The organism is Arthrobacter sp. S2(2024) (genome assembly GCF_036662515.1).
GTDB lineage: Bacteria > Actinomycetota > Actinomycetes > Actinomycetales > Micrococcaceae > Arthrobacter.
In genome coordinates this window covers 85,251-107,062 of sequence record NZ_JAYKZI010000007.1, presented here as the reverse complement: position 1 = coordinate 107,062, position 21,812 = coordinate 85,251, and the positions used below count along the sequence as shown (strand labels likewise).

General features: G+C 64.4%; 20 protein-coding genes. 11 read left to right on the top strand and 9 right to left on the bottom strand.

Annotated elements, in window-relative coordinates; translation table 11 throughout:
- Nucleotides 1-56: 56 nt before the first annotated feature.
- The 4 genes from VLA65_RS15040 to VLA65_RS15025 all read right to left on the bottom strand — a co-directional run bounded on the left by VLA65_RS15040 (nucleotide 57) and on the right by VLA65_RS15025 (nucleotide 5,690).
- Complete coding sequence (locus VLA65_RS15040; RefSeq protein ID WP_284989964.1) at nucleotides 57-818, bottom strand: formylglycine-generating enzyme family protein; 762 nt, start codon at nucleotides 816-818, stop codon at nucleotides 57-59.
- A gap of 5 nt (nucleotides 819-823) precedes the next feature.
- On the bottom strand, nucleotides 824-2,794 hold the full coding sequence (locus tag VLA65_RS15035; protein ID WP_307053920.1) for an ABC transporter ATP-binding protein: 1,971 nt from the start codon (nucleotides 2,792-2,794) through the stop codon (nucleotides 824-826).
- Nucleotides 2,791-4,524, bottom strand: coding sequence for an ABC transporter ATP-binding protein (locus tag VLA65_RS15030; protein WP_332602975.1), 1,734 nt, complete (start codon nucleotides 4,522-4,524; stop codon nucleotides 2,791-2,793). Before VLA65_RS15030 ends, VLA65_RS15035 begins: the two co-directional genes overlap by 4 nt.
- Before the next feature lie 125 nt (nucleotides 4,525-4,649).
- The gene (locus VLA65_RS15025; protein ID WP_332602974.1) at nucleotides 4,650-5,690 is read right to left on the bottom strand and encodes an LLM class flavin-dependent oxidoreductase; all 1,041 of its coding nucleotides are present in this window, start codon (nucleotides 5,688-5,690) and stop codon (nucleotides 4,650-4,652) included.
- 174 nt (nucleotides 5,691-5,864) lie between these two features.
- On the opposite strand from VLA65_RS15025, the gene VLA65_RS15020 reads away from it, so the two are divergent.
- The 3 genes from VLA65_RS15020 (at nucleotide 5,865) to VLA65_RS15010 (ending at nucleotide 7,688) form a co-directional block, all read left to right on the top strand.
- Nucleotides 5,865-6,701 carry an alpha/beta fold hydrolase gene (locus VLA65_RS15020; protein ID WP_307053922.1) on the top strand — a complete coding sequence of 279 codons (837 nt, stop codon included), beginning with the start codon at nucleotides 5,865-5,867 and terminating at the stop codon, nucleotides 6,699-6,701.
- A gap of 140 nt (nucleotides 6,702-6,841) precedes the next feature.
- Nucleotides 6,842-7,315 (top strand): sensor histidine kinase, encoded by a 474-nt coding sequence (locus VLA65_RS15015; protein WP_332602973.1) that lies wholly within the window; start codon nucleotides 6,842-6,844, stop codon nucleotides 7,313-7,315.
- 139 nt (nucleotides 7,316-7,454) lie between these two features.
- On the top strand, nucleotides 7,455-7,688 hold the full coding sequence (locus VLA65_RS15010) for a hypothetical protein (RefSeq protein ID WP_332602972.1): 234 nt from the start codon (nucleotides 7,455-7,457) through the stop codon (nucleotides 7,686-7,688).
- A 228-nt stretch (nucleotides 7,689-7,916) separates the two neighbouring features.
- Here the strand turns inward: VLA65_RS15010 and VLA65_RS15005 are convergent, their stop codons facing one another.
- Together VLA65_RS15005 and VLA65_RS15000 are read right to left on the bottom strand one after the other, a co-directional pair.
- The gene (locus VLA65_RS15005) at nucleotides 7,917-9,275 is read right to left on the bottom strand and encodes a formimidoylglutamate deiminase (protein ID WP_442880312.1); all 1,359 of its coding nucleotides are present in this window, start codon (nucleotides 9,273-9,275) and stop codon (nucleotides 7,917-7,919) included.
- Nucleotides 9,272-10,471 carry an allantoate amidohydrolase gene (locus VLA65_RS15000; RefSeq protein ID WP_332602971.1) on the bottom strand — a complete coding sequence of 400 codons (1,200 nt, stop codon included), beginning with the start codon at nucleotides 10,469-10,471 and terminating at the stop codon, nucleotides 9,272-9,274. Before VLA65_RS15000 ends, VLA65_RS15005 begins: the two co-directional genes overlap by 4 nt.
- 202 nt (nucleotides 10,472-10,673) lie before the next feature.
- Between VLA65_RS15000 and VLA65_RS14995 the strand changes: the two genes are divergently transcribed.
- The 8 genes from VLA65_RS14995 to VLA65_RS14960 all read left to right on the top strand — a co-directional run bounded on the left by VLA65_RS14995 (nucleotide 10,674) and on the right by VLA65_RS14960 (nucleotide 19,244).
- Nucleotides 10,674-11,405, top strand: coding sequence for an IclR family transcriptional regulator (locus VLA65_RS14995; RefSeq protein ID WP_284989880.1), 732 nt, complete (start codon nucleotides 10,674-10,676; stop codon nucleotides 11,403-11,405).
- Entirely contained in the window at nucleotides 11,402-12,508 is a 1,107-nt protein-coding gene (locus VLA65_RS14990) for an ABC transporter ATP-binding protein (protein ID WP_284989879.1), read from the top strand. Before VLA65_RS14995 ends, VLA65_RS14990 begins: the two co-directional genes overlap by 4 nt.
- Nucleotides 12,505-13,155, top strand: a complete 651-nt coding sequence (locus tag VLA65_RS14985; protein WP_332602970.1) for an ABC transporter permease — start codon at nucleotides 12,505-12,507, stop codon at nucleotides 13,153-13,155. Before VLA65_RS14990 ends, VLA65_RS14985 begins: the two co-directional genes overlap by 4 nt.
- The gene (locus VLA65_RS14980) at nucleotides 13,152-13,880 is read left to right on the top strand and encodes an ABC transporter permease (protein WP_332602969.1); all 729 of its coding nucleotides are present in this window, start codon (nucleotides 13,152-13,154) and stop codon (nucleotides 13,878-13,880) included. Before VLA65_RS14985 ends, VLA65_RS14980 begins: the two co-directional genes overlap by 4 nt.
- A 115-nt stretch (nucleotides 13,881-13,995) precedes the next feature.
- The gene (locus tag VLA65_RS14975) at nucleotides 13,996-14,910 is read left to right on the top strand and encodes an ABC transporter substrate-binding protein (RefSeq protein ID WP_332602968.1); all 915 of its coding nucleotides are present in this window, start codon (nucleotides 13,996-13,998) and stop codon (nucleotides 14,908-14,910) included.
- Between the two features lie 45 nt (nucleotides 14,911-14,955).
- Entirely contained in the window at nucleotides 14,956-16,698 is a 1,743-nt protein-coding gene (locus VLA65_RS14970; RefSeq protein WP_332602967.1) for a urocanate hydratase, read from the top strand.
- A 115-nt stretch (nucleotides 16,699-16,813) separates the two neighbouring features.
- Nucleotides 16,814-18,277 (top strand): aromatic amino acid ammonia-lyase, encoded by a 1,464-nt coding sequence (locus VLA65_RS14965; protein WP_332602966.1) that lies wholly within the window; start codon nucleotides 16,814-16,816, stop codon nucleotides 18,275-18,277.
- 334 nt (nucleotides 18,278-18,611) lie between these two features.
- Nucleotides 18,612-19,244 (top strand): hypothetical protein, encoded by a 633-nt coding sequence (locus tag VLA65_RS14960; protein ID WP_332602965.1) that lies wholly within the window; start codon nucleotides 18,612-18,614, stop codon nucleotides 19,242-19,244.
- 296 nt (nucleotides 19,245-19,540) lie between these two features.
- On the opposite strand, the gene VLA65_RS14955 is transcribed toward VLA65_RS14960, so the two are convergent.
- The 3 genes from VLA65_RS14955 to VLA65_RS14945 form a co-directional block, all read right to left on the bottom strand.
- Entirely contained in the window at nucleotides 19,541-20,491 is a 951-nt protein-coding gene (locus VLA65_RS14955) for a serine hydrolase (protein WP_332602964.1), read from the bottom strand.
- A gap of 173 nt (nucleotides 20,492-20,664) precedes the next feature.
- Nucleotides 20,665-20,970, bottom strand: a complete 306-nt coding sequence (locus tag VLA65_RS14950; protein WP_059389390.1) for a putative quinol monooxygenase — start codon at nucleotides 20,968-20,970, stop codon at nucleotides 20,665-20,667.
- A gap of 28 nt (nucleotides 20,971-20,998) precedes the next feature.
- Nucleotides 20,999-21,736 carry a glutamine amidotransferase gene (locus VLA65_RS14945; RefSeq protein WP_059389389.1) on the bottom strand — a complete coding sequence of 246 codons (738 nt, stop codon included), beginning with the start codon at nucleotides 21,734-21,736 and terminating at the stop codon, nucleotides 20,999-21,001.
- Between the last annotated feature and the right edge of the window lie 76 nt (nucleotides 21,737-21,812).

Below are 21,812 nucleotides of genomic sequence, written 5' to 3'. Positions count from 1 at the left end.
TTGGTTGTAGGATATTCCGATGGCGGAGGGGTGTCAACGGGCATGGATACTTTGCACTAGTCGAACTTCAGCGGAGTCCAGCCGAACGGAATCGGGCCGCGTACTCTTGCCCGGCTTCTATCGGCTTCGTCCGACCAACCCTGCCCGGACTTTGCCATTGGTGCACCACAGGCGCCCCGAGCCACCCGGAAGCCCACGTCTTCCAAGACGGCATCAGGAGCACTGCCGCGCCGCACCGACGCACGCACATTCCAGGCGTCGTCAGCCCAGCCACCGCCACGGAATGCCCTGTAGTCGCCGTATCTCGCGGGATCCGCATAGTCCCAGCACCATTCCCAGACATTGCCGAGCGTGTCGTAGGCGCCGAACCCGTTGGGAGCTTTAAGCGCCCCGTCGCTGGGCGCGGACAGCCCATCCTTCGCGGTCCAGGCAATCTCATTGAGCGGACCATAGTGCGGGCCAACCGATCCGGCACGGCATGCGTATTCCCATTCCGCCTCTGTGGGCAGCCGGTAGCCGTTGGCCGCGACGTTCCATTCGACGTTTCGTCCGGTGCGGGCATAGGCCGGGCTGATGCCTTCCGCTTCAGATGCCGCATTGCACCAGTCGATGGCCTCAAGCCAGGTGACACCGTGTGCCGGCGCGTTTGGAGAGTGACCACGGCTGGGGTCATTCTTGACCCCGGCAAACTCGGCTCGAGTGACCGCTGTCCTTCCAATCTCGAAGGCGACAAGGTCCACCGAGTTGGTGCGGCCGCTGCGCGCGTCCCGGAGTCCAATCTGCCCACCAGGCAGGCTGAGGAGGTCTGGCGGTTTGATGAGCCTCAGACCTCCGCCACCGGCGCCGCGAACTGGGCTTCGTAGAGCCGCGAGTACGCGCCACCGGAGGCCAGCAGCTCCGCATGGGTGCCCTGTTCCACAATCTGCCCGGCCTCCATCACCAGGATGAGGTTGGCGTCGCGGATCGTGGACAGGCGGTGCGCGATCACAAAGCTGGTCCGGTCAGACCGCAGGGCATTCATGGCCTTCTGGACCAGGACCTCGGTCCGGGTGTCCACGGAGCTCGTGGCCTCGTCCAGGATCAAGACCGACGGACGGGCCAGGAACGCCCGGGCGATGGTGAGCAACTGCTTCTCACCGGCGGAAACGTTGCTGCCCTCGTCGTCGAGCACTGTGTCGTAGCCCTCCGGGAGGGAGTGGACGAAGCGATCTACGTACGTTGCTTGTGCCGCCTCCAGAATCTCGGCTTCGGTGGCGTCTGGCCGTCCATAGGCGATGTTGTCCCGGATGGTACCGCCGAACAGCCAGGTGTCCTGGAGTACCATGCCCATCCGCGAGCGCAACTCGTAGCGGGACATCGAGGCGACGTCGACGCCGTCGAGCGTTATCCGCCCGGCGTCGAGCTCGTAGAAGCGCATCATCAGGTTCACCAGGGTGGTCTTGCCCGCCCCGGTTGGCCCGACGATCGCCACAGACTGGCCGGGCTCGGCCACCAGGCTCAGATTCTGGATCAACGGCTTGTCCGGCGAGTAGGAGAAGGAAATGTTCTCGAACACCAAGCGTCCGCGCGTCACCTCGGGAACAGCGGAGGGCTCAGGATCAGCGCTTTGCTCCTCGGTGTCGAGCAGCGCGAAGACTCGCTCGGCGGACGCGACGCCGGACTGAAGCAGATTGGCCATTGACCCAAGCTGGGCCAGGGGCTGCGTGAACTGCCGTGAGTACTGGATGAAGGCCTGGACATCGCCCAACTGCATGGCGCCCGAAGCTACCTGAAGGCCACCCACCACGGCGATCCCCACATAGACGAGGTTGCCGATGAATGTCAGTGCCGGCATGATCAAGCCGCTGATGAACTGGGCGCCGAAGCTGGCCGAGAACAGTTCTGCGTTCTTCTCGCGGAAGCGCTCCTCCACTTCGCGCTGGCGGCCGAACACCTTCACGAGCGCGTGGCCGGTGTAGGTTTCTTCGATCTGGCCGTTCAGCTCGCCGGTGTTCTTCCACTGGGCCACGAACAGCTTCTGCGAGCGCTTGGCAATCAGCACGGTGGTCACGAGCGTCAACGGCACTGTGACCAGGGTGATCAGCGCCAGGATCGGCGAGAGCAGGAACATCATGAAGATGACGCCGGCCACTGTCAGCAGGGACGTGACTGCCTGGCTGATGGACTGTTGGAGGCTTTGCGAAATGTTGTCGACGTCGTTGGTCACGCGGCTGAGCAGTTCACCACGCTGCACTGAATCGAAATAGCGCAGCGGGAGCCGGTTGATTTTCGCTTCGATCTGCTCGCGGAGCCGGTACACGGTTCGCTGCACGACGCCGTTGAGCACGTACGCCTGGATCCAGCCGAACGCTGAGGCCAGGACATACAGGACCAGCACCCACAGCAGGATCGAGGACAACGCCCCGAAGTCGATTCCGACGCCGGGAGTCAGGTCCATGCCCTTCAACATGTCCGCTTTGGCGCCCTGGCCGGAAGCGCGCAGCCCGTCGATGACCTGTTGCTTGCTTACTCCGGCGGGAAGCTGCTTGGAGACGACGCCGGCGAAGATCAAGTTGGTGCCCTCGCCGAGAAGCCGGGGACCGATCACGGACAGCGTCACGCTGGCCACGGCGAGGAAGAGGACCAGGGTCAGCCACAAGCGCTCGGGCCGCAGCGTACCCAGGAGCCGCTTGGCCGAGGGCAGGAAGTTCATGGCCTTTTCGGCCGGGATGCTCATTCCCGCGAACGGTCCGCCACGGCCTGGTCCCATCGGGGGACGCTGCGGGCGGTTGGCGGTGCCTGCTGTGCTGCTCATGCCGCCTCCTCCGCTGCCAGTTGCGAGGAAACTATCTCGCGGTACGTTTCGGAAGTCTCAAGCAACTCTTCGTGGGTTCCGCGCCCCACCAGCCGCCCGTCGTCGAGCACCAGAATCTGCTCGGCGTCCGCGATGCTGGACACCCGCTGCGCAATGATGACCATGGTGGCGCCCGAAGTGTGGCGCTTGAGTGCCTGGCGAAGCCTGGCATCGGTGGCAGTGTCCAGCGAGGAGAAGGAGTCGTCGAAGATGTAGAGCTCGGGCTGCTTCACGAGTGCCCGGGCGATTGCCAGGCGCTGCCGCTGACCGCCGGAAACGTTGGTGCCGCCTTGCGAGATCGGAGCGTCAAGCCCGCCTTCCATCTCCTCGACGAAGTCCTGGGCCTGCGCAATGGAGAGGGCCCGCCAGAGTTCTTCCTCGGTGGCGTCGGGCTTGCCATAGAGCAGGTTGCTGCGCACCGTGCCGGAGAACAGGTAGGGCTTTTGCGGGACCAGCCCGATGTGCCCCCACAAGAGGTCCGGGTGCAGTTCGCGGACGTCGACGTCGTCGATCCGCACCGAGCCGCTGCTCGCGTCGAAGAGCCGTGGCAGCAAGTTCACCAAGGTGGTCTTGCCCGCGCCCGTGCTGCCGATGATGGCCGTCGTCTGGCCAGCGCGTGCCCGGAAGCTGATGCCGCTCAGGACGGGCTGCTCGGCACCCGGGTAGGCGAATCCGACGTCGAGCAATTCCAGCTCGCCGCGGCCGGCGGTCTCCGTCACCGGGTTCGCGGGAGGCCGCACGCTCGATTGGGTCTCCAACACCTGCCCGATGCGGTCCGCCGACACAGCCGCACGCGGGATCATGACGGCCATGAACGTAGCCATCATGACGGACATGAGAATCTGCATGAGGTAGCTCAGGAAGGCGATCAAGGTTCCTACCTGCATGGATCCGTCATCGATCCGGAACGATCCGAACCAGATCACGGCCACGCTGGAGACGTTGAGCACCAGCATCACCACCGGGAACATGAGGGCCATGAGCCGCCCCGCGCGCAACGCCATCTCCGTGACGTCCCGGTTCGCGGAGGCGAAGCGTTCCGTCTCCATGTCCTCGCGCACGAACGCACGTACCACGCGGATGCCGGCGAGCTGTTCGCGGAGCACCCGGTTCACGGTGTCGATCCGGACCTGCATCTTGCGGAACAGCGGAACCATCCGGCTGACAATGAGGCCCACCGCAACGAGCAGCACGGGGACGCTCACGGCAATCAGCCAGGACAACTGCGCATCCTGCCGGACGGCCATGATCACCCCGCCGATGCTGAGCATGGGCGCCGCCACCATGAGGGTGCAGGACATCAGGACGAGCTGTTGGACTTGCTGCACGTCGTTGGTGGAGCGGGTGATCAGCGAGGGAGCGCCGAAACGGGTGACCTCCTGCTCGGAGAACTCCCCCACCCTGGTGAAAATGGCCCCGCGCAGGTCCCGTCCCAAGCCCATGGCGGCTTTGGCGCCGAAATACACCGCTGTGATCGAACACGCGATCTGCAGGAGGGTGATGAGCAACATGAGGCTGCCGGTGCCCAGGATGTACCCGGTATCCCCCTTGGCCACGCCTTCGTCAATGATGTCGGCATTCAGTGTGGGCAAATACAGCGACGCGATGGACTGCGCCAACTGGAAAATGACGACGGCGATCAGTAGCCGCCGATGTGGCCGCAGGTACTGAACGAGAAGTTTCCAGAGCATCGTTCTCCAACTCACGTAGTGATTCGAAGGCCAGTCTACGACTGGTTGCTGGGGGCAACTAGAGCTTTCCCTCAGGGCGAAGCGTGGCGGGCGATCAGGTCCAACCCTCGCTCAGATCGTGGGGCTTACCGCGCAAGAGCAACGCCGATCTCGCGATTCACTGCGGGGATGATTTCGGTGGCCAGGAGCTCGATGGACCGCGCCGTCTCGGCGAAAGGCAACCCGCCGAGACCGACCTGAGCCAGATACCGCGTGTTACCGAGGGCGCTATGAATTTCCAGTAGCTTTTCGACGAGCTGTTGGGGGCTTCCCACAAGCAGGCCGCCACCCGGTTCGGTCCATTCATCGAAGGTGTTCCGCGGGAAATGGTCAACTGGCCGGGGCATGTTCTGCTCGAAGTAGGCGCGATAGTAGGGGTAGAAGGTGTCCCGTGCCTGCTGCGACGTCGGCGCCACATAGAAATGGCCACCCGCGCCGACTGGCAGGGCGGCACCGTCGTGTCCCGCGTCTTCAGCGGTCTCCCGGTACAGTTCCACGAACCGGCGGAATCGTGCCGGCCCGGACAGCAGAGCGATAAACAACGGCAGGCCCAACCGCCCCGCCCGGACGAAACTCTGCGGAGTACCGCCCACGCCCACCCAGATGGGCAACTTTTCCTGGATCGGACGCGGCGCTATGTCCATCCCGGAGACGGTTTGGGTCAAGCTTCCCTCCCAGCGAAGGTTGTCGTTGTCACGCAGCGCGAGCAACATGTTCAGCTTCTCTTCGAACAGCTCGTCATAGTCCTCCAATCTGTGGCCAAACAAGGAGTACGACTCCACAAAGGCGCCACGGCCGGCAATGATCTCTGCCCGCCCGCCCGAAATTAGATCCAGCGTGGAGAACTGCTCGAAGAGCCGGACAGGGTCCTGGGTGGAGAGAACCGTGACGGCGGTGCCCAGCCGAAGGTTGGTGGTTTCCCGAGCGATGGCCGCGAGCACCATTTCCGGGGCAGAGAGGGCGAAATCGTGCCGATGATGCTCCCCCAGGCCCAGGAACGATAGTCCTGCCTGCTCGGCAAGCTTCGCCAGCTCAATGATGTCCTTGACCCGCTGGTGCGGTGACAGGGAGGCTCCGGTCTTGATGTCGCGGGATAGCTCACCGAAAGTGAAGATTCCAAAATCCATAATTAATTGAACATTCAAGTATTTGGATTCATTCCCGAGCCGTTAGTGAGCGAGCGTCCGCCGCAACCCCCACATACCTGAGCGAGCGTCATGATGGCGCGGAGCGTGCCGGCGTCGTACCCGGACAGTAGGCTGGAGACGCTCGGCAAGATCCGCTACGAAAGGACCGTAGTCATGGCTTACATCACCGTCGGAAATGAAAACAGCACCGAGATCGAGATCTACTACGAGGACCACGGGACCGGCCAGGCAGTGGTCCTTATCCACGGCTACCCCTTGGACGGTTCGTCCTGGGAGAAGCAGGCCGCCGCACTGCTCGACGCCGGCTACCGCGTCATCACCTACGACCGCCGCGGCTTCGGCAAGTCCAGCAAGCCGACCGTCGGCTACGACTACGACACCTTCGCCGCGGACCTCAACACCCTCCTGAACACCATCGATGTGAACGATGCCGTCCTGGTTGGCTTCTCGATGGGTACCGGCGAAGTGGCACGCTACATCAGCACCTACGGCTCGGCCCGGGTGGCGAAAGCAGTGTTCCTCGCATCCTTGGAGCCGTTCCTCCTACAGGCGGCGGACAACCCCGGAGGAGTCCCGCAGTCAGTGTTCGACGGTCTCACGGAAGCCGTCATTTCCGATCGCTATGCTTTCTTCACCGAATTCTTCAACAACTTCTACAACGCCTCCACTTTCCTCGGAACGCACCGCCTGAGCCACGAGGCAGTCGCCGCCAGTTGGAACCTGGCAGCCCAGTCAGGCGCCTACGCTTCGGTGGCGGCGCAGCCCACGTGGCTCACGGATTTCAGGGCCGACATCCCCAAGATCGACGTTCCCGCCCTGATCGTGCACGGCACCGCGGACAACATCCTCCCCATCGACGTCACCGGCCGGAGGTTCGCCGAAGCGCTCCCCAGTGCCGAATATGTCGAAATCGACGGCGCCCCGCACGGCCTGCTGTGGACGCATGGCGCCGAGATCAACCAGGCTTTGCTCGGCTTCCTCGCGAAGTAGGGATTCCTGACAAAAAATTAGGGCGAAACTAACTGAATATCGCGGGAACCTTAACGCCTCTGGTCCAGTCTTAATGCAAGCACAGGCGGAACCCATTCGCCGGCGAAAGCACTAAAGCTGCAAGGGGAGCAGGACCGGCCATGAAGACAACAACAGCCCTGGACGAGGTCACCGCCATCAATGGCGTAATCACCGATCAGCAACCCATTGACTTCCACGCTTTGGGGCTCGCCGGCTGCATCGACCGCTTGGCCTCACCGCTCCGCCGCCAAGGGACCGAAATCCATTGGGAGACGCCGCACCACGGTGTCGAAATCTCGTCCGGCTCCGCTTCCTTGCTCTACCACGCCGCCAAGGAAGTGCTCAGCAACGCCTTCAAGTATGCGCATGCCCACGACGTCACCGTCCGCTTGGCCGCTGTGTACCACGGGATCCGGCTGACTGTCACGGACAACGGCGCGGGCTTCGACAGCCAGGCGACTCCCGCGGGCGCACACCACGGATTCGGGCTCCGCCTCATGTCCATCGCCGTCAGCGAAGTGGGCGGCGACGTCTCGGTCGTCTCCAGCCCAGGCAAGGGTACCTGCGTCACCGTCACTTTGCCGCTCGACTGATAGGCGTCGATGCCCGACGGCGGCAGGCACCCGCCGTCGTCGGTTTCGGCGCTGCTGGTTCGCTATTCAAGTGAATCTGGTATGAAAGGCGAATGACCCCGTACAAATCCGCGCGATTCGCCAGGGCGGACGCCTGCTGGTGGTGGCCAATGGTGGTTCACTCGCTCCGGCCCAATCGCTTGCCCTGCGTTTTCTGGCCGCGGGCGTTGGATGGGAGGCGCCATCCGACATTGTTTCGCAGCACATCACCGCCAAGCTACTCTCCGCGGGCGACGTCTGGATCGCCGTGAGCACCGCGGATTCCCCCGAGATTGAGCGCGCCCAGTCCGCCGTATTCGAAGAAGTCCTCCACATGGCGGATAACCCCGAATAGTTTTTAGCGCGAAACGCGGGCCGTTCCGGCCGACGCCCGCTCACAACTAAGCCCGTTTCGCCGGCCGACGCCGGCTCACATATAGGGCCAATTCCGGGATCCCTCGCTCACTAGATGTGAGCGAGGGATCCGGAAAACAACCACATAAGTGAGCGAGCGTCTGGGGTGAGCGAGCTGAACCAAGGAGTCCCGGTCATATCGCCCCAGGAAAGCCCTTAAGGAAGGCCCCTAGGAGAACTCCTTCAACGCCTCGGTGAGCAGCCCGCCCGGAGACCCCAGCCGGACATGGACGCCATTCGAAGCCACCAGTTCACCGGCAATGACGACGGCGGTGACGTCGCTCGCCGTCGCGCTGAACGCGAACTGCTGGGGCATGGAACCCGCGGTTCGCACCGAGTCCGGAGCCACAGCCATGAGATCGCACACCGCAGCTACCTCTAGTGCCGACGCAATGGGCGTGGCCATGGATCCAGTTGCGCCGATGGTGGCCGCGTGGAGCAGTTCCTGCGGTGAAAACCTGCCCCGCTGGCCGGAGCCGAGGCGTTCCCCGTGTTCCAAGGTCCGCATTTCAACCCAGGGATCGATCACGGCGTGTTGGTCGGTACCTAGCGCGATGGTCGAGCCGGCGTCGGACAGGGCGCGTGCCGGGCCGATCCCGTCAGCTAGATCGGCCTCGGTGCTGGGACACATCACCACCGTGGATCCCGCATCTCCGAGGAGTTGGATGTCGTCCGGCGTCAGGTGGGTCGCGTGGACGGCGGAGAGCCGCCGGGACAGCAGGCCGTGGCGGGCAAGAAGCCCGGCAGGCGTGACGCCATAAGCCTGCAGGCAGGCCTCGTTCTCAGCCGGTTGTTCACTGAGGTGGATGTGCAGCGGAATATCGGTGGGCAACTGCCGGGCTACAGTCTTGAGCGCCTCCTCGGGCACTCCTCGGATGGAATGCAGGGCGGCCCCCACGCCGACCATTTCCGGCGGAAAGCTCCGTGCCATCGCGGCCCGCAGTGATGCGAGCCGATCCAACCAGGCCTGCGCATCGGCGTCGCCAAACCGTGCCTGTTCCGGGCTCAGCGGCGTCCCGATGCCTCCCGCGAGGTACAGGGTGTCCAGCAATGTCAGCCGGATCCCGGCCGCCACGGCTGCCCTGGCCAACGCCAATTCCATCGCGTGCGGCTCCGGGTAGGGCGTTCCTTCCGGCTGGTGATGGACATAGTGGAACTCCGCCACGCTGCTGAAGCCGGACACCACCATTTCGGCGAACACTGCCGTGGCGAGCTTCTCGTACTTCTCCGGTGTCAGTTCCGCAGCGCTCCGGTACATTTGCTCCCGCCAGACCCAGAAGTCACCGCGACCGTCATGCGTCCGTCCGCGCAGGATCCGGTGAAAAGCGTGTGAATGGGCGTTGGCCGCGGCGGGGAAGACGACGCCGTTCAGTATCCGGTCACCGCTTTCGGGCTCGACGCCGGTAAAGATCCCGGAGATCCGGCCGTTGTCCACCTCCAAGCGGACGCTCGCGGCCACAGCAGAAGCGCCCGCGACAGAACCGCCGTCGGCGTTTACAAGCGCCGCCTCGCACCAGATCCCGCTCACAGGAGCCCCTCCAGAACGTCGGCGAGGGCGACGGCGCCGGCTAAGGCGTCCTCGTCGGCCACGTACTCTTCCGGGGAGTGCGAGATTCCGCTCGGGTTGCGGACGAACAGCATCGCCGAGGGGACATGTCCAGCCAAGACTCCGGCGTCGTGCCCGGCGCCGGTCGCCAGCACCGGCGCGCCCGGCAGGAGCTCGCCGATGCGTCGGCTCAGCCCGGGATCGAAATGGACGGTGTCGCTGTAGGACTCCTCGGTGAGGGTGACAGTGCATCCCTCACCTGCCGCGATTTCCCGGGCCGCACGGTAGATCGATTCGATCAGTTGTGCCGTCACGGCATCGTCGGGATGGCGGGCGTCAAGCCACAGATCAACGCGGGAGGCAATCACGTTGGTGCCGCCGGGAACCGGGGTCAAGCGCCCCACGGTGGCCCTCGCATCAGCCTGTTTCGCGGCCGCATCACGGACGGCAACGACGATCTGCGCGGCCGCTACCATCGGGTCGGCGCGGTCGGCCATGAGGGTAGTCCCGGCGTGGTTGCCTTGGCCGCTGACGCTCAGCTTCCAGCGGCCGTGGCCCAGGATGGAGCTGCCGACGGCGATGGCCGGCCCGCTTTGGCCGAGTCCCTTCCCCTGTTCCACATGCAGTTCGACGAAGTCGCCGATTCGCGCCATGGCTTCCGGGTCGGGACCCACGTGCCGGGGATCCAGGCCATTGCTCCGGGCGACGTCGGCGAAAGTGTCGCCGTCGACGTCGCGCAGGTTCAGCGCCTTGTCGACGTCGATGGCGCCGGCCAGGAGCCGCGAGCCCAAGCAGGCCACGCCAAAGCGGGATCCTTCTTCTTCCGGGAAGACCGTGATGGCCAGCGAACGCTTCGGCTTGACGCCTCGAGAGGCAAGAACGTCGACGGCGGCGAGTGCGGACGCGACTCCGAGCGGCCCGTCAAAGGCACCCCCGCCCGGGACGGAGTCGAGGTGGCTGCCGGTGACGAGGGCACCGTCCTGGGGCTTTCCCCACCAGGCCCAGATAATGCCGTTACGGTCGGTCTCGACGTCGAGGCCGCGCTGTTGGGCTTGTTCGATGAACCAGTGCCTGAGGTCGAGCTCGGGCGTCGAGTAGACAGCCCTTGAGTATCCTCCGCGAACCGCATCTCGGCCCACGTCCTTGATTGAGTCAAGGAGCTGATTGACGGTTTCCACGTTGTTCCTCCGATGAATGAAGACTGCCACCAAGTAAAAACCACTTGTCACCCCATGACAAGACCTTGAGCGCAGAACCGTGACAATTAACAGGCTTGAAACACCGTCGAAACGGCTTGTTCCCACCAAGCGTCTCAAATCCCGGAATCTCAGGTAATTTCACGAAATCTATTGCCATTCGATGAAAGTTGATTTTTACTAAGTGGCAAGACATGGTGATTCAGACCACTTGAAAGCAGGTCAGTCAGTGGCAGCAGACTCTTCCACCCGGACGGTCGAAAGGGCGTTGGCCCTCCTGAGCGCGGTCTGTACCGATGGCGCCATCAGCTTGAGCGACGCCGCACGCGTTGTTGACTTGTCGGCCAGCACCGCACTCCGGCTCCTCCGCACACTGGAGGGCAGCGGATTCGTGAAGCGGGACCCGAGCGGAAACTTCCGGCCCGGCGCCAGTGTCATCCAGTTGGGAGCACTCGCGCTCGGACAGGAATCCCTCGTGTCTCTGTGCACACCGCATATGAAGAGGCTGGTGGCCGACACGGGCGAGTCCTGCTATTTGAGCATTCCTGGTCCTGGGGAAACCGGAATCTACATCGCCATTGTCGAAGGTACGCACTCTGTCCGGCACACCAGTTGGGTCGGCAGGAGCATTCCGCTGGAAGGATCCGCCGCCGGGAAGGTCCTCACTGGCGGGCAGAACGGTCGCGGCTTCGCCATCGTGCGAAGCGGCGTAGAAGACGACATTACGGCCGTCGCCGCACCCATCGTGATCGGCGGCCGCACCGTGGCAGCCCTCAGCATCGTCGCACCGAGCTACCGCTTGGGCGAGGCGAAGGCCCAGACATTTGGCGAGGAACTGGCGAGGGTGGCGAACAACATCCTCGTGGAACCCTCCGGAGACCATGAAGTGCCCCAGGAAAGCATGGAAAAGAAATGATCAAGTTTGAAAATGTCACCAAGGCGTACCCGGACGGGACGGTCGCCGTCGACGGCCTGAACCTCGAGGCGCCCACCGGCAAGCTGACCATCTTGGTTGGCCCGTCCGGCTGTGGCAAGACCACGTCCCTCAGGATGATCAACCGCCTCATCGAACCCACCAGCGGCACCATCTACCTCGATGACCAGCCGACGTCGGGCATGGACGCTGCGTTGCTGCGCCGCCGGATCGGCTACGTCATCCAGCACGCCGGCCTCTTTCCGCACCGCACTATCGTCGACAACGTGGCAACGATGCCCGTGCTGCTCGGCGAGAGCAGGCAAAAGGCCCGGATGAAAGCCCTCGAGCTCATGGAGCGCGTCGGACTCCCCGCGAGCTTCGCCAAGCGCTACCCGTGGCAACTGTCCGGTGGACAGCAGCAGCGCGTGGGCGTGGCCCGGGCTTTGGCTTCGGATCCGGCCTTCATGCTCATGGACGAACCCTTCAGTGCCGTTGACCCCGTGGTCCGCGCACAGCTCCAGGAGGAGTTCCTCCGACTGCAGCGCGAGATCGGCAAGACCATCATCATGGTCACCCACGACATCGATGAGGCCCTCAAGCTCGGCGACCAGGTTGCCGTGATGCGTGTCGGCGGAAAACTCGCCCAGATGGCCACGCCGTCGGAGCTGCTGACGTCCCCGGCTGACGAATTCGTGGCCGACTTCGTGGGACGTGACCGTGGCTACCGTTCCCTCGGCTTCACCAACGCGGCCGGCACGGTTGCCGTTTCCGAAGAAGCCGTGGTCACCCTCGGCGCATCTGCCGCCGAGGCCCAGAGCAAGGCCACGGGGGCCTGGGTGCTGGTGGTCGACCCGCTGCGGAAGCCGCTCGGCTGGGCACAAGCGGACCTCATCAAGGGCGAGCTCACGAGGGAGCACCTCAACCTCAGCGGCACCTCCGCGTCGTCGTCCGGGACCATGCGCCAGTTGCTCGACGCCGCACTTTCCTCCCCCAGCCGGCGCGGCGTCGTCGTCAACGAACACGGCGAGCTTATCGGCACAGTGACGGCCACCGACGTCGTCAAGGCGATCGAGGCCGAGCCGCACTTGGAGACGGCGCGATGAACTTTGAATGGCTCGGCCGTCAGTCCGACAACATCGTCTTCCTCCTCGGTTGGCACGTGCTGCTCGCCGTCACTCCCCTTATCCTCGGCCTGCTGATCGCATTGCCCCTTGGCTGGTGGGCACACCGCAGCCGCCGGATCTATCCCCTTCTGGTAGGCGTGGCGGGCCTGCTTTACACAGTCCCTTCCCTCGCCCTGTTCGTCCTGTTGCCGCTGGCCCTTGGCACCAAGATCCTGGATCCCCTCAACATCGTGGCAGCTCTGACCATCTATACCGTGGCGCTGCTGGTACGCGTCGTAGCCGACGCCCTGGATTCCGTGCCGGAAGACACGGTCCAAGCCGCCAAGGCGATGGGCTACCGCGGATACCAGAGCCTGGTGAAAGTGGAGCTACCCGTGGGCGTCCCGGTCATCAGTGCCGGACTCCGCGTCGCGGCAGTCTCCAACGTGAGCCTTGTTTCCGTGGCAGCATTGCTCGGCATCCCGCAGCTCGGCTCGCTCTTCACCCAAGGCTTCCAGTTGCGGTTCTTCACCCCGATCATCGCCGGCATCATCCTCTGCGTGGTCCTGGCCATGATCCTTGACGGACTGATCATCCTCCTCAACCGGTGGCTGACACCGTGGACCCCCAAGGTGGTGGCATCATGATCAACTACTTGTTCAATCCCGCACACTGGAGCGGCGCCGACGGCATCCCCACCCTGATCGGCGAACACCTGCTCTACTCCCTCATTGCCCTCGTCGTCGCGGCCATCATCGCCGTTCCGCTCGGTATCTACATCGGAGTCACAGGCAAGGGCGTCTTCATGATCGCGGGCCTGGCCAACGCCCTCCGCGCCCTCCCCAGCGTGGGCCTGCTGATTCTGTTGGTCCTGCTGATCTCGCCCGCGTTCCCGTCCAAAATGGGCTACATCCTGCCGAGCCTCATCGTCCTGGTGCTCCTCGCGGTCCCACCCATCCTGACCAACACGTACGCCGGTGTCCGCGCGGTGGACGCTGCCGCCGTCGACGCCGCCAAGGGCATGGGCTTCCGCACCATGAAGATCCTCACGGACATCCAGCTCCCTTGCTCGCTCCCGCTCATGCTGTCCGGGGTCCGCAGCGCATTGCTGCAGATCATCTCGACGGCGACCATCGCCGCGTACATTTCGCTCGGCGGCCTCGGACGGCTGCTGATCGACGGCAAGGCCCAGAACGATTACAGCCAGATGGTGGCCGGAGCCGTGCTGGTTGCGCTGCTGGCCCTGTTCTTCGACCAATTGCTCGCCTTCATCACCCGCAGGGTCGTCTCACCCGGACTGACCCGGCGCACCGGCAAGGCGGCCGCCCCGGCCGCGGCGGCTGACACCGTGAAAACCCCCGTCACGGTCTAAGCAGCTCCCCCGCTTCATCGCCGTCGGGCGCCCTGCCCTACGGCGGCAACACCGTTCAAACCACCCCCACTTGGCCACCGCATGCCCTGCAACGGCCCTCCCAGAGAGAATTGACATGAAAAAGTACCTGACTGGTTTCGCCCTGGCGGCTGCCACCGCCATCGCCCTGAGCGCTTGTGGTGGGGATCCCATGAGCTCCACCAACAACAACTCCCAGGCCGCAGGATCGACGGACAGCATCATCGTCGGCTCCGCGGATTTCCCGGAAAGCCAGCTCATTGCCAAGATCTACGCCGAGGCCCTCAAGTCGAAGGGCGTCCAGGTCACGGAGAAGCCCAGCATCGGCAGCCGCGAAGTCACCATCCCGGCACTGAAGGACGGTTCCATCGACCTCATGCCAGAGTATGGCGGCGCGCTGCTGCAGTACCTCGATGCCTCCACCAAAGCGGTAACCTCGGATGAGGTCACCAAAGAGCTGAGCACCAAGATTCCGTCCGGTCTCACGCAGCTGACGGCATCCAAGGCACAGGACAAGGACGTCTTGGCGGTCAAGAAAGAAACCGCCGACAAGTACAACCTCAAGTCCATCAGCGACCTTCAGCCTGCTGCCAAGGACCTCGTCCTGGGCGGCCCGCCGGAGTGGAAGACCCGTATTAACGGCGTTGCCGGCCTGAAGTCCGTCTACAACCTCGACTTCAAGGAGTTCTCAGCGCTCGACGCCGGCGGTCCGCTCACGCTGAACGCCCTCCTTTCCGGTCAGGTACAGGTTGCCGACCTCTTCAGCACCGATCCCGCCATCGCCGCCAACAACCTGGTTGCCCTGGAAGACAACAAGAATCTGTTCTTGTCCGAGAACATCGTTCCCGTCATCAACCAGAAGAAGGCCAGCGACACCGTCAAGGGCGTGCTGGACAGGGTATCTGCCGCGTTGACCACCGATGACCTGATCCAGATGAACGGCAGGACCGCCAAGTTCGAGGACATGGGACAGATCGCCCAGGACTGGCTCAAGTCCAAGAACTTGGCCTAGTTCGAGCACGAAGCAACTAGTCCCGCTCACCAAGGAGTACGAAGAATGGCACCCGCTGATTTCACTACCGGAGCCCGTCCGGTCAAGGCCGCGCGCGGCACGGAGCTGACCGCGAAGAGCTGGCAGACCGAAGCGCCGTTGCGCATGTTGATGAACAACCTGGACCCGGAGGTTGCCGAGCGTCCGGATGACCTGGTCGTGTATGGCGGCACGGGCCGGGCTGCCCGGTCCTGGGCCGCGTTCGACGCGATCACCCGGACCCTGGAGACCATGGAGAAGGACGAGACGCTGCTGGTGCAGTCCGGCAAGCCCGTGGGCGTGTTCCGCACGAACGAGTGGGCGCCGCGGGTGCTTTTGGCGAACTCGAACCTGGTGGGGGACTGGGCGACGTGGCCGGAGTTCCGCCGCCTGGAGGCAGAGGGCCTGATGATGTACGGGCAGATGACCGCCGGGTCCTGGATCTACATCGGCACCCAGGGCATCCTGCAGGGCACCTACGAAACCTTCGCCGCCGTCGGGAACAAACTCGCCGCCGCAGGCCGCCACCCGGCGCCGGCCCCGGAGGGTTCCACCGAGGGCCCGCTCGCGGGAACGCTGACGCTGACCGGCGGGTGCGGTGGCATGGGCGGGGCCCAGCCGCTCGCGGTGACCCTGAACGACGGGGCCTGCCTGATCGTGGACGTCGACGAGTCCCGGCTGCGCCGCCGGGTCGGCAAGCGCTACCTGGACGAGGTCGAAACCGACCTGGACACCGCGATCGCCAAAGTCCAGAAAGCCAAGGCCGAGCGCCGCGGCTGGTCCGTCGGCTATGTCGGCAACGCCGCCGAAGTCTTCCCCGAACTGCTGGCCCGCCACCGGGCCGGGGAACTGACCATCGACGTCGTGACGGACCAGACCTCCGCGCACGACCCGCTCTCCTACCTGCCCGAAGGCATCACCGTGGACGAGTGGCACACCGAGGCCGAAGCGGACCCGGAAGGGTTCACCAAGAAAGCCCAGGCCTCCATGGCCCGGCACGTCCAGGCCATGGTCGAGTTCCAGGACGCCGGGGCCGAGGTCTTCGATTACGGCAACTCGATCCGCGACGAGGCCCGCAAGGGCGGCTACGGCCGGGCGTTCGAGTTCCCCGGCTTCGTCCCGGCCTACATCCGGCCCCTGTTCTGCGAAGGACTGGGCCCGTTCCGCTGGGTCGCGCTCTCCGGTGACCCCGAAGACATCGCCGTCACCGACAAGGCCATCAAGGAACTGTTCCCGGAGAACACCCACCTGCACAAATGGCTCGACGCCGCCGCCGAACGGGTCGAGTTCGAAGGCCTCCCGGCCCGGATCTGCTGGCTCGGCTACGGGGAACGCGCCAAGGCCGGGCTGCTGTTCAACCAGCTCGTCGCCGAGGGCAAGGTCAAGGCCCCGATCGTGATCGGCCGGGACCACCTGGACTCCGGCTCCGTGGCCTCCCCGTACCGGGAAACGGAGTCCATGAAGGACGGCTCCGACGCGATCGCCGACTGGCCCCTGCTCAACGCCCTGACCGCCGCGTCCTCCGGCGCGACCTGGGTCTCCATCCACCACGGCGGCGGCGTGGGCATCGGCCGCTCCATCCACACCGGCCAGGTCTCCGTCGCCGACGGCACCGAGCTCGCCGCGCAGAAACTCGAACGCCTCCTCACCAACGACCCCGGCATGGGCGTCATCCGCCACGCCGACGCCGGCTACGACCGCGCCATCGAAGTCGCCCACGAACGCGGCGTCCGCATCCCCATGAACCCGACCATGACGGAAACCAACTAACCAGACCCCACACCCCCAACTAACTCGCATTAGATGTCGTTATGGGACCCCAAAACGACAACAACTGCAAGCTAGTTGGGAAGGTCAACTGCACATCTGAGGAAGGATCACCTCCATGATCGAAATCGACGGCAAACGGCTGCACCTGAGCGACATCGCGGCCGTGGCAGGGGACGGAACAAAGGTGACGTTGGCGCCGTCGGCGGTTGACCGGATGGCCGCATCCCAACGGTCCGCTCGTGCGACGGCACTGTCCCGACCCGTCTATGGGCGGTCAACAGGCGTCGGGGCCAACCGCTCCGTGGCATTGGACGCCGCGAACAAGGACGCCAACGTCCACGGCTTGAACCTCTTGCGCAGCCATGCCGTCGACGCCGGACGCGTCCTTGACCAGGAAACCGTCAGGGCCATGCTTGTCATCAGGCTCTCGCAGCTTGCCGCGGGCTCGTCCGGCATCAGCCCATCTGTGGCCGACGCAGTGGTGGACATGCTCAACGCCGACGCTTTGCCGGAGGTGCGGGAATTCGGCGGAATCGGCACAGCGGACCTGGCTGCGCTGGCGGGAACGGCCCTCACCCTCCTCGGTGAGCGCCCCACCATGGAGGGCCAGGACGTCCCCGCGCCGCTGGAAACCTGGGCCACCGAGGACGCACTTCCCTTCATCAGCTCCAGCGCGCTCACTATCGCCCAGGCCACACTCGCCCACCAAAGACTCGCCACGCTCGTGGAAAACCTGACCACGGTGAGCGCCTTGTCCTTCGCTGCAATGTCCGGGAATCCCGAGGCATTGAGCCCTGAAGTCGCGCGGGCAGCTGATTCGCCCGCAGTCACCGAGGTGGCTGGGGTTCTGCTCGGCCTCGTGGAAGGCAGCGGTGCGCCGGCGAGGATCCAGGACCCGTACTGCTTGCGCACCCTGCCTCAGGCCCTCGGCTCGGTGGTCGAGGAGTTGGACGCGCTCGGTACCCTTTTGGAACGCTTGGTTGTGGCCGGTCATGAAAACCCCCTAGTGTTCGGTTCCGCAGAGGAGGGCAGCAATGGAGTAGCCCACCACGGCCTCTTCCAGATGACCAACCTCGCCCGCCGCATTGATGCCCTGGAACTGGCCATCGGTGCGGCGTGCGCCACGAACCTTCGGAGGATCAGCTTGCTCTGCGACCCGGCGTACACGGGGCTGCACCGATTCCTTGCGGGCGACGACGCCGGCCAGTCCGGCGTCATGATGCTGGAATACGTGGCAGCCGCAGCGGTGGGCCGAATTCGGGCCAATGCCCAGCCCGTGAGCCTGCAAACCGTGGTGCTCTCGTTGGGCGCCGAAGAGGATGCCAGCTTCGCGAGCGTGGCCAGCTCCCGCATGGATTCCACCGTGCGGGCGCTTTCTACGGTGGTTGGCATCGAACTCCTTTGCGCATCGCGGGCGCTCAGGCTGCAGGGCAGGACACGAGGAGAATTTACGAGTCCTCGGTTCCGAAAAGCCCTCGACGCCGGTCTATCGTTGCCCGCCGACGTGCAGGACCGGGATCTCCGCCCCGACGTCGATGCCGCGTCCCACCTGGCGATCCTTCCGGAGTTCGGTCACTAAGCGTGCTTAGCTATTTACTGTCGCCCCGGACGGGCGTACCTTAATATCCAAACACCGCACTGGGGAGGTGGCGTGTTTGGCTGGGTCTCTGGGGTGCCGTCGCGTTTCTTTGGTTCGCCCCGTTCTTCTCGCCGTTTTTGGCGCATTGGCGTGGTTGCTATGGCTGGCCGGTCCTTCGCAGGCAGCTAGCGTCCTGCCGACGATTCCGGCTGTCCCTGCCGTTCCCTCAGCTCCAACCATTCCCCTTTCATCCTCCCTGCTCCCGTCCCCGTTGCCCGATCCGATCGGGCCGGTGGCCCACGGCCTGTTGTCCGCCATTCCTAGTCCGACGCAAGTGTCTGCCCTTCCCGGAACCGTGGTCAGCCAACTGCCCGGCTCCACGGCGACTCCCGTTGTGACCGCGCTCACTGATCCCGCGAGCTCCTTGGTTGATACGGTGGTCGGCACAATTCCGGCGTTGCCCGGGTTGCCTTCGGTACCCCAACTGCCTCCAGGGCCGGCCTTGCCGCCGCCATTGCCGCCATTGCCGGGTGTCCTGGATCCTCCGGGACGAGGCCTTCCAATCGGCGCCGTCCCGGGCGTTCCGTTGAGGGCTCGGGCCGAAGGCGAACACGCGTTGGCATATCCCATGCTTTTGCCAATCCCCGGACGCGGAGCGGCGACGAGCATGCGGATCCCCGGATTCATTCTGGCCGACCTCGTTGTCCTGCCCCCGGCAGTGCTGGCGACGACGGAAATGCCTCAGCTTCCGGGCGGCCCTCCGCCCGGCAAACAGTTCCCTCCGGTGGCACCGCCCCAAGAGTCTGGCTCGACGTCGGAATCGCAAGGCGGCTCGGCCGCCAACGGCGCGGCGGACCTCCCTGAACAACGTGCACTGGCGCCACCGGTCCACAGCAGCCCCGTCCCCGACGGTGGGCAAGTCCCCGCAGCCGAACCTGCGTTCGATCCGGGGTCAACTCCCGACTGAACAGGTCAACCCTGTCCCCGTGGCAGGCACGACCATCTGCGCTAAACAGCGCGGGACCAAGTCTCAGTCAGGAGAAAGACAATGCAAGTCCAAACCAGTAGCAACCACGCAATCCGGGCCACGAAGACATCAACCGGCCGGATCATAGGAAATTGGCCCGACCCCATGCAGAAGGGAGGTATATAGATAGCATCGCGACAGGCGCTCAGCGCCCATAAGGGAACAAGGACGCCGGCCGCGCAGTCAATCTGACTGCACGGCCGGCGTCATGATGCTGAAGGTAGGAACGCCTCCCTTTAGAACAGGGCGTTCACCACAGCCTGGGTGAGCTGGTGGAAGATGTCGGTACGGGCCGGGATATCGCTCTCGTCCTGGCCTTTGGTGTAGACCACGAAGGCGTAGGAGTTGGTCCCGTTGGTGAGGATGCTGGCGTCGTGGAGTTCGTCGACGAGCAGTCCGTACTTGTGGAAAACAGTGATTCCGGCTGGCACCGCGGCGGGGATGAGCGATTCGTAGTTTGTGTTCTGCATGTAGGACAAGAGCTGTGCGGTGTCTTGCTGGTTCAACAGCTTCCCGCCGTAGAGCCCGGCCATGATGCTTGCCATTTCGCTTGGAGTCAGCGTGTTGTTCATGGGGTCATAGCTGACGCCGATCGATGCGGCATAGGACTGGAGTTCCGAAAAGCCAACCGCGTCCATGATCAAGGACCAGGAGTCGTTGTCGCTGTCCTGGATCATCTCTTTGATCTGGAATCCAGCCGTATAGTCGCCCAAGGGATCGTCAAGGGACACTGCGCCCGTTTCGACGAGGTGATAGTACGCGGCGGCAGCCAGGACCTTTGCGGTGCTTGCTGCCTCGAACGGCGCCTGGACCCCGTACTGATGGCTTGAGCCATCGGACAGGTCGATCAGGGTGACGCCGATCTGGTACTGGCTGTTCGCGTCGATGATGGCGTTGATCTCCGAGTCCAACGCGGGAGTCACGCCGGTAGCCGGCGCGGCCGGCGCTGCGGCTGCGGGAGCGGCGACGGCTAGGGCGGCGCTCGGAGTCTCGGCCGCGGTCGACGGCGGTGCGGCGGCTGCCGTCGTCGGGGCCGCTGCCGTCGGGGAGGCGGTTGGAACAGCTGCCGACGGCGTGGCGCTGGCTACCGCCGACACGGTTCGGGAGACGGATGAGCGGGCGTGCGCAGCCGAGTAGACCGTGGCCGTCAGGGTCAAGGCCAGAATGGCGGCGAAGGCTGTCAGCAAGGCCGATCGACGTCGGCGGGGACTCCAGCTGTTCCACCGACTTCTCTTTCGTCCGGACCCTTGGCCGGGACGACGGGGCTCTCGCTCTTCCATAATGAACCAACCGTAGCTACCGCAGCTATGTGAGAGCTATGAAAATCCTGTCCATCAGCCACGTGTCGCCTGGGTGAATATCAGGCGTCACGGATCGGCGAGCCCAATACCGTGAACCGGGTGCCGCCCATCTCACCGGACAGCAGTGGCATTGCCTCACTTATCGCGGCCCGGACGCTGTCCAGCTTCAGCGAACCTTGGTGTGCTTCCGCCGATTCCCAGAGTTCGCAGACAAAGACCGTGTCCGGCGATTCTTCGTTGACGCCCACCTCGTAGAGGAGGCAGCCCGCGCCCCGGAGCTCCGGTTTCGGTCTGAGCAGGATGGATACAACGGCGTCGCGTTGGCCGGGTTTCGTGCCGAGGCTTCCTACGTTTGCAAAAGTCATGGGCCCATTGTGCTTCATTCCTCCGACGTTATTGGGGAATCGCGTACCGGCGGACAAAGTTGCCGAGGATCTTCATTGGTTCGGTCGCGGTGATCTTCCGGGCGTCGGCCATCAGCTGCTCAGCAGCCTCAGGCGGGAAGTATCCGGCGTGGCGATAGGTGTCGATCCGTGTGACGAGGCCTTCGGCGTCGAGCTCCGGATGGAATTGAGTGGCATAAAGGTTCTTCTTGATCCGGAACATCTGCACCGGGCAGGCGGCCGAACCAGCGAGTAGCACCGCGTGCCCCGGCAGGACCGTGCAGGCTTCCTTATGGCCGGTAAAGGCGACAAAGCGCTCGGATATGCCTTGGAGGAGCGGGTCCTGGATGCCCTCCGCTGTGAGTTTGATGGTTACCCCGCCGAGTCCTTCACCATAGGTACGGTCAATCACGGCCCCCTGGTGAAGTCCCAAGGTTCCCACTCCGTAGCAGGCCCCCAGGAAGGGAAAGTCGGCGGCAACAATCGTGTCCAGCAACTGCGCGAGTTCCTTCTCCACCCGTTTCTGGACCGGGCTCTTGTGCTCCGGCGAGTCGCTCGAAGTGAAGGGGCTGCCTCCCACGATCACGCCGGAATAGTCGGAGAGCCTGAGCGGCGGCAGGGGCGCCGCCTCCATTCGGATGCGCTGTAGCTGCTCGGGAGCGAGCCCTCCAAAACGAAGATACGCCTGGTACTCTTCCTCGGCGGCGGCGTCTTCGGCGCGAGATGCGAGCAGGAGAAACGGCTTCACAGGCTAAGTGTGCGCCCGGTACCCGTGACGCGCCAGCGTTCGGCTGAAACATCCTTTTCGGGGCGGTGAGCCGCCG

What these genes read in the sequence shown, in the direction of transcription:
- VLA65_RS15035 (WP_307053920.1), bottom strand. Translation starts at nt 2,794, where the DNA reads ATGAGCAGCACAGCAGGCACCGCCAACCGCCCGCAGCGTCCCCCGATG.
- VLA65_RS15030 (WP_332602975.1), bottom strand. Translation starts at nt 4,524, where the DNA reads ATGCTCTGGAAACTTCTCGTTCAGTACCTGCGGCCACATCGGCGGCTA.
- VLA65_RS15025 (WP_332602974.1), bottom strand. Translation starts at nt 5,690, where the DNA reads ATGGATTTTGGAATCTTCACTTTCGGTGAGCTATCCCGCGACATCAAG.
- VLA65_RS15020 (WP_307053922.1), top strand. Translation starts at nt 5,865, where the DNA reads ATGGCTTACATCACCGTCGGAAATGAAAACAGCACCGAGATCGAGATC.
- VLA65_RS15015 (WP_332602973.1), top strand. Translation starts at nt 6,842, where the DNA reads ATGAAGACAACAACAGCCCTGGACGAGGTCACCGCCATCAATGGCGTA.
- VLA65_RS14990 (WP_284989879.1), top strand. Translation starts at nt 11,402, where the DNA reads ATGATCAAGTTTGAAAATGTCACCAAGGCGTACCCGGACGGGACGGTC.
- VLA65_RS14985 (WP_332602970.1), top strand. Translation starts at nt 12,505, where the DNA reads ATGAACTTTGAATGGCTCGGCCGTCAGTCCGACAACATCGTCTTCCTC.
- VLA65_RS14980 (WP_332602969.1), top strand. Translation starts at nt 13,152, where the DNA reads ATGATCAACTACTTGTTCAATCCCGCACACTGGAGCGGCGCCGACGGC.
- VLA65_RS14975 (WP_332602968.1), top strand. Translation starts at nt 13,996, where the DNA reads ATGAAAAAGTACCTGACTGGTTTCGCCCTGGCGGCTGCCACCGCCATC.
- VLA65_RS14970 (WP_332602967.1), top strand. Translation starts at nt 14,956, where the DNA reads ATGGCACCCGCTGATTTCACTACCGGAGCCCGTCCGGTCAAGGCCGCG.
- VLA65_RS14965 (WP_332602966.1), top strand. Translation starts at nt 16,814, where the DNA reads ATGATCGAAATCGACGGCAAACGGCTGCACCTGAGCGACATCGCGGCC.
- VLA65_RS14950 (WP_059389390.1), bottom strand. Translation starts at nt 20,970, where the DNA reads ATGACTTTTGCAAACGTAGGAAGCCTCGGCACGAAACCCGGCCAACGC.